General features: G+C 39.5%; 7 protein-coding genes. 5 read left to right on the top strand and 2 right to left on the bottom strand.

What is annotated here, in order from left to right; genetic code table 11:
* The 5 genes from IQ229_RS08640 to pstB form a co-directional block, all read left to right on the top strand.
* The coding region (locus IQ229_RS08640; protein ID WP_194042922.1) for a sulfate ABC transporter substrate-binding protein at window positions 1-656 on the top strand (656 nt) is incomplete at its 5' end.
* 84 nt (window positions 657-740) lie between these two features.
* Complete coding sequence (locus IQ229_RS08635; RefSeq protein ID WP_194042921.1) at window positions 741-1,742, top strand: PstS family phosphate ABC transporter substrate-binding protein; 1,002 nt, start codon at window positions 741-743, stop codon at window positions 1,740-1,742.
* 49 nt (window positions 1,743-1,791) lie between these two features.
* The gene (gene pstC / locus IQ229_RS08630) at window positions 1,792-2,733 is read left to right on the top strand and encodes a phosphate ABC transporter permease subunit PstC (protein ID WP_194042920.1); all 942 of its coding nucleotides are present in this window, start codon (window positions 1,792-1,794) and stop codon (window positions 2,731-2,733) included.
* A gap of 5 nt (window positions 2,734-2,738) precedes the next feature.
* Window positions 2,739-3,638 (top strand): phosphate ABC transporter permease PstA, encoded by a 900-nt coding sequence (gene pstA / locus IQ229_RS08625; protein ID WP_194042919.1) that lies wholly within the window; start codon window positions 2,739-2,741, stop codon window positions 3,636-3,638.
* A gap of 52 nt (window positions 3,639-3,690) precedes the next feature.
* The gene (gene pstB / locus IQ229_RS08620) at window positions 3,691-4,518 is read left to right on the top strand and encodes a phosphate ABC transporter ATP-binding protein PstB (protein ID WP_194042918.1); all 828 of its coding nucleotides are present in this window, start codon (window positions 3,691-3,693) and stop codon (window positions 4,516-4,518) included.
* Between the two features lie 51 nt (window positions 4,519-4,569).
* Here pstB and IQ229_RS24660 read toward each other — a convergent pair whose 3' ends face one another.
* Together IQ229_RS24660 and IQ229_RS08610 are read right to left on the bottom strand one after the other, a co-directional pair.
* Window positions 4,570-4,797 (bottom strand): tyrosine-type recombinase/integrase, encoded by a 228-nt coding sequence (locus tag IQ229_RS24660; protein ID WP_322743959.1) that lies wholly within the window; start codon window positions 4,795-4,797, stop codon window positions 4,570-4,572.
* Window positions 4,798-4,964: 167 nt separating this feature from the next.
* The coding region (locus IQ229_RS08610) for a mechanosensitive ion channel family protein (RefSeq protein ID WP_194042916.1) at window positions 4,965-6,448 on the bottom strand (1,484 nt) is incomplete at its 5' end.

The following is a 6,448-nucleotide window of genomic DNA, read 5'->3' as shown; positions in this document are numbered from 1 at the left end:
GTAGATCGGTTGCTGCGATCGTCACCCGCGAAGGCAACCCCAAAGCTATTAATACTTGGGCAGACTTGGCAAAAGATGGCGTGAAAGTGATTGCGGCTAACCCAAAAACTTCTGGTATTGCTATTTGGGAATTCTTGGCTTTTTGGGGTTCGGTAACTCTAACAGGCGGTGACGAAGCGACAGCGCTAGATTATCTCACTAAAGTTTATAAAAACACCCCTTTTCTAACAAAAGATGCCCGTGAAGCAAGCGATTTATTTTTCCAAAAAGGTCAGGGAGATGTTTTAATTAACTACGAAAATGAGGTAATTTTGGCGGGTAAAAATGGGGCTAAGTTGCCTTACGTTGTACCCCAAGTCAATATTTCCATTGATAATCCTGTAGCAATAGTAGATAAAAACGTTGATAAGCACGGTACAAGAGAAGTTGCACAAGCCTTTGTTGATTTTCTTTACTCAACAGAAGCTCAACGGGAATTTGCAAAATTACAATATCGTCCTGTTAACCCCACCGTTACCCAAGAAGTAGCCTCACAATATCCGCCAATTAAAACTTTATTCACATCTCAAGATTTAGGTGGCTGGGATATTATCCAGAACAAATTTTTTGGAAATGGAGCAATTTTTGATAAAGTTCAAGCTGCAAGCAAAGCATAATATTGATTATTTCATGCAGCATTATCTGCTTACAGATAGCCAAGCATAAGCAATTCTGAGTCACTTTATCTCAATTAATAATTTATGAGCTTTGGTAGCCGATTTAAGGATAGCTTTTTCCTGACATCTTTAATGCTTATTGCCAGCAGTATAAGTGCTTGCAACAGTGGACAGGAATTGAAAAGTCAGGTGAGTATTGATGGTGCAGCAGTAGGTTTTCCTGTTTCTTTAGCAGTTGCGGAAGAATATGGTAAAGTGAAACCTGAAGCAAAAGTTAGCGTTGCCTCAAGTGGTACAGGTGGCGGTTTTAGTAAATTTTGTAATGGCGATATTGATATAGCTGGTGCTTCCCGTACCATTAGAGATGAAGAAATTAAAAAATGTAAAAGTAAGAATATTGAATTTGTCGAGTTGCCTGTAGCTTTAGATGGCATTGCTGTAATTACTAATCGTCAAAATAACTTTGCCAAATGTCTAACCATTAAAGAATTAGGGAAAATTTGGGGCGCTAAATCAGACAGCAAAATCTTGACATGGAATCAAGTTAATCCCAAATTTCCTAACCAAAAACTGAAACTGTATGCTCCGGCTTCTGATACTGGAACGTTTGATTATATGACTCAAGCTGTTACCGGCAAAGCTAAAAATGGTCGTACAGATTATACTCCCAGTCATAATCAAAACTTACTTGTGCAAGGAGTCTCAGGTGAAGCATCAGCTTTAGGTTATGTAGGCATATCTTACTATATTCAAAACCAAGATAAACTCAATCTAGTTGCTGTAGAAAGCCCCACAGGGAAATGTGAAAAACCAGTTCCGATAGATAATGTAGTCAAAAATCTCTATACACCACTGTCTCGTCCTCTGTTTATCTATGTCAGTAAAAAATCCCTAGATAGCAAGCCAGCAGTCAAAGAATTTGTAGATTTTTATCTAGAAAATTCTTGGAAGTGGGTAGATAGTGTTGGTTATGTAGCATTACCTGATGAAGCTTACGTCAAGGTAAAACAAAAATTAGCTACTGGTGAAACTGGGACAAAATTCAAAAAGGCAAAACCAGGTGAACCAATTACCAACTTTATTTAAACAAAGACCAGTTTTTGTAGTATGAATTTAGTAAAGATTTAACTAATTTATGCAAAACCCCAATTCTCAAGACGATTCTTATCTCCAGTTCAGACAGTCATTGGAAAAAAATGCATTTGAAGATATCTCAGAAAAGATTATTGCGGTAATTTTATTTAGTTGTGCTTTAGTTTCGGTTCTAACAACCTTTGGTATTGTCCTAATTATCTTTCAAGAGGCATTTGTTTTTTTCCAAGAAGTTTCCTTTGCCGAATTCTTTCTTGATACTAAATGGACACCTCTATTTGCAGAGAGACATTTTGGCGTTTGGCCCTTGATAGCTGGCACTTTCTTAACTACAGTTATTGCTATGGCGGTTGCTATTCCTTTGGGTTTATCTTCTGCAATTTACTTGAGTGAATATGCTCAACCAAAAGTAGCAGCAATTTTACGTCCAGCAGTGGAACTTTTAGCGGGAATACCTACAGTAGTGTATGGTTATTTTGCACTGTTATTCCTCACACCATTACTGCGAAATATTATTCCTCTAGAAATATTTAATGCCTTGAGCGCAGGATTAATGATGGGGGTAATGATTACTCCTACTGTTGGTTCTATTAGCTTAGATGCGATTCAAGCTGTTCCACGTTCTTTGCGGGAAGGAGCTTATGCTTTAGGTATTACTAAACTAGAAAGCATTTTTAAAATAGTTCTCCCAGCAGCACTTTCTGGAATTATCGCCTCAATTATTTTGGGTATTTCTCGTGCTGTGGGTGAAACGATGACTGTCCTTATCGCCGCAGGACAACAACCAAAACTGACGATTAACTTTGCGGAATCAGTAGAAACAATGACAGCTTACATGGCGCAAATTTCTGGTGGGGATAGTCCACGTGGTAGTCTTAATTTCCAGACTTTATATGCTGTGGGCGCTCTTTTATTTCTAATGACCCTAGTTTTAAATATTGTTAGTTACTGGATTGCTAATCGCTATAAAGAAAAGTACGAGTAATAAGCATGACGACAAGTTATCAACGAGATGATTCTTTGGATTCGGCGGCAGAATTTACTGAGAATGTTGAGAGTAGGGAGACATTAGGAAAAGTATTTGAAATAATTTTTTTGTTAGGGTTGCTGATTGGTATATTTGTTCTGGCTTTGCTACTTTTCGATATTTTTCGAGATGGATTAGCCAGATTTTTAACACCCGGCTTTCTAACAGAAACTCCTTCTCGTTTTCCTGACCAAGGTGGCATCCGTCCCGCGATTGTCAGTAGTATTCTTTTAGGAATTATTGTGATTTTAGTCACTGTACCACTTGGTGTTGGAGCAGCTTTATATCTAGAAGAGTATGCACCTAAAGCTTGGTGGACAGTGATTATTGAGATTAATATCAGCAATCTGGCAGGTGTACCTTCTATTGTCTACGGATTGCTAGGTTTAGGGGTTTTCAATTATTTGCTTGGGTTCGGCCCCGCTTTGATTTCTGGTGCGTTGACTTTATCTTTGTTGTCTTTACCAGTAATTATTGTGACAGCTAGAGAAGCAATTCGCGCCGTCCCAGATTCCCTGAGAAATGCTTCTTATGGATTAGGTGTCACTAAATGGCGAACTATCAGCAGTCACGTTTTACCTTATGCTATTCCTGGTATTTTGACAGGGTTAATTATCTCTGTATCGCGTGCAATTGGTGATGCAGCGTCTCTAATTGTTGTAGGTGCTGTGGGTTTTCTCACCTTTAACCCTGGTTTGTTCCAGAGATTTATGGCATTACCCATTCAAATTTACAGTTACATTACTCGTCCTGAACCAGGTTTTGCTAATGCAGCAGCAGCAACAATTATTGCGTTGTTAATCTTGATTTTAGCTTTAAATGGTGTAGCAATTTATATCCGCCAACGCTTTACAATACACTAGATAATTAAATATCTAATTGGATATATTCACGGTTATTAGGAGATACGCTTTCATGACTTATAGCAACAGTAGAAGTAAATTAGATGGCGCCACAATCGACCACGAGACTAACGTCTTCAATGTTGAAGGTGTGAAGGTCTACTATGGGGGACTTTTGGCACTTTTAGATGTCTACTTAAAGATTCCTGCAAAACAAATTATTGCTTTTATTGGCCCTTCCGGATGTGGTAAAAGTACCTTACTGCGTTGCTTCAACCGGATGAATGATTTAATCCCTGGAGCTAAAGTTGAGGGTAGACTGAATTATCGCGATCGCAATATTTATGATCCTAAGATAAATTCTGTAAAATTACGCCGCCAAATCGGAATGGTTTTTCAAAGACCGAATCCTTTCCCTAAGTCAATATACGAGAATATTGCCTTTGCACCGCTTGCTAACGGTTACAAAGGTAACGTTGATGAATTGGTGGAAGATTCACTCAGACGCGCTGCTATTTGGGATGAAGTAAAGGATAAACTTAAAGAGAAGGGTACTGCATTATCTGGTGGACAACAGCAACGACTTTGCATTGCTCGTGCGATCGCAATGAAGCCAGATGTATTATTGATGGATGAACCATGTTCTGCTCTCGATCCAATTTCTAGCCGCCAAGTAGAAGAACTTTGCTTAGAACTTAAGGAACAATACACCATCATCATGGTGACACACAATATGCAACAAGCTTCTAGAGTCGCAGATTTCACGGCTTTCTTCAATACAGAAATTGACGAGCAGGGCAAACGTCGCGGAAAATTAGTTGAGTTTAATCCTACCGCCCAAATGTTCAGTTCACCTCAAACCAAAGAAGCTGAGGATTATATCAGTGGACGCTTCGGTTAGGGAATTGCAGTTAAAAAACATCCTATCGTAGGGGTTCAAGACCTTGCACCCCTATAAATGATCTAGGGATTCGGCTGCATCATCACTATAAAAGCACCAACGCTGTTTGTTTCCTTTTCCCAGTACCTGAAATTTCTGATTTTTGATATCTAGGTCTGATAAATTTAGAGCTTTTAGCTCTCCAATTTTGCATCCTGTGCGATGCAATAAATGAATTATTGCAGACATCCGCAGGTCATCTTTGGTTACTTTGTAGAGTATATTTAGCTGTTTGGGTATTAAGTATTTTATTGTATCGTCGCTTTTATGTTCGCCTTTTTCTCGTTGTGGGAGACACTGTTTTAATCCCCGAATTGGATTGGATTTTATATACCCTTGCTCGACGGCAAAGTTAAATAGACTTTGCAGTATTGTTTGATGCTTAATGTATAAAAGAAAGTGCCAAATTAACCTTCAGCACTTTCAGCGCGCACGGGAATTACAATTCCTTCCCGCAGCAGTGCATTCGTAAAAATCTTCCGAAGAACGCGCTGAATGTGAAGATGTTTTCCTGGCTTTACTTTCGTCAATGTCCGCAGCAACAAGTTGGACTCTCCCAGGCTTTCGACTCCATCCACTTGTGTGGCTTCGAGTACATCTGGATCGTCTGCTTTTAACTGCTGTCCCACCTCCTCAATGACTTTGTACACGTGCGCTAAGTTGGAATCATAAGGCACGCCAACTTCTACTACTGCAAAAATATACTGTTTGGAGTAATTAGTAATTGAGCCAATATCGCCATTACGAATAATCTGCAATTGACCATTAGGATGTCTAATACGAGTGGTTCTGAGTTCAATTGCCTCAACAATACCTTCGACAACTTTCTCTTCAACTTTTCCAGCTTCAATATAGTCACCTACTAAGTAGTAGTTTTCAAACAAAATAAAGAAGCCACAGACAATATCGTTAATTAGTGTTTGTGCCCCTAAACCTACAGCGATGCCGACAATACCAGCACCCGCAAGTATGGGAGTTGGATCGATACTTAGGGCATAGAGAATGAAAACTGTAGCACCAAAGTAAATTAAGTATTGTAAAAAACTACGAAACAGAGGAACGAGTGTCAGGCGTCTACTTCTTTGAATATCAGTTAGATTCTGCTCTTTGAACAGCACCTCTTCAATAAGTAAGTAAACGACCTCAAACAACACGCGACTAATGAAGATGATACCGATTATCTTCATTAGTCGCGGGCCAAAAGTTGCGACATTGGCTATTAACTGCACCTGCTGAATCACCAATGTTACCATACAGACATAAATCACAAATTCCAAGCAGCGCTTTAAAAAGGGTATTAGGTGTCGGAGGCGATCATAAAATCTTAGCAGGTTATCAGGATTGGAGTATCTGATGCTGAGAGCATCTAGGCTATCAACGATCGCAGCGACTGCTTTGAGTATAAGCAACCCGACGGCAATGATTAGATAGATTCGCAGTGCGATGTACAAATATTCCGAAACCGTTGCTGGTAATTTGAGAAACTGGGCACACAAGATAGTAGCCCAAAGCCAGATTCCACCACTGATTCTGTCATACAAAGCGTTAAAGAAAGCATCAATACTTTCATCATCAGCAGTATTTTTTTCTAAGTTCTTAGTCCGAGTGCTGGCTACCTTCAACCAATATTTGAGAAATTTCAGAGCGATCGCCGCTACAATCAAAGTGCCAATACTCTGAGCTATGCCAATTCCTAGTGTCACCCAAAATCCCGATGGAATACGCTTAATCAACAAGAGGGTGTATTGCTGAAGGTTTTCGCCCCGATAAACTAGATAACCATTAGCACCCACAATGAGAATGCACGACACCACGCAAGCAAGTAACAATAACCCTGTGATATTTCGGCGGAGGGTTTTGATACTTCTATTGCCGCTTTGAGGTATAAAGG

Source organism: Nostoc cf. edaphicum LEGE 07299 (genome assembly GCF_015207245.1).
GTDB lineage: Bacteria > Cyanobacteriota > Cyanobacteriia > Cyanobacteriales > Nostocaceae > Nostoc > Nostoc edaphicum_B.
This window is presented reverse-complemented; position numbering and strand designations above follow the sequence as displayed.

Excerpts from the sequence above, each read along its gene's own strand:
- IQ229_RS08635 (WP_194042921.1), top strand. The coding sequence starts at position 741 with ATGAGCTTTGGTAGCCGATTTAAGGATAGCTTTTTCCTGACATCTTTA.
- pstC (WP_194042920.1), top strand. The coding sequence starts at position 1,792 with ATGCAAAACCCCAATTCTCAAGACGATTCTTATCTCCAGTTCAGACAG.
- pstA (WP_194042919.1), top strand. The coding sequence starts at position 2,739 with ATGACGACAAGTTATCAACGAGATGATTCTTTGGATTCGGCGGCAGAA.
- pstB (WP_194042918.1), top strand. The coding sequence starts at position 3,691 with ATGACTTATAGCAACAGTAGAAGTAAATTAGATGGCGCCACAATCGAC.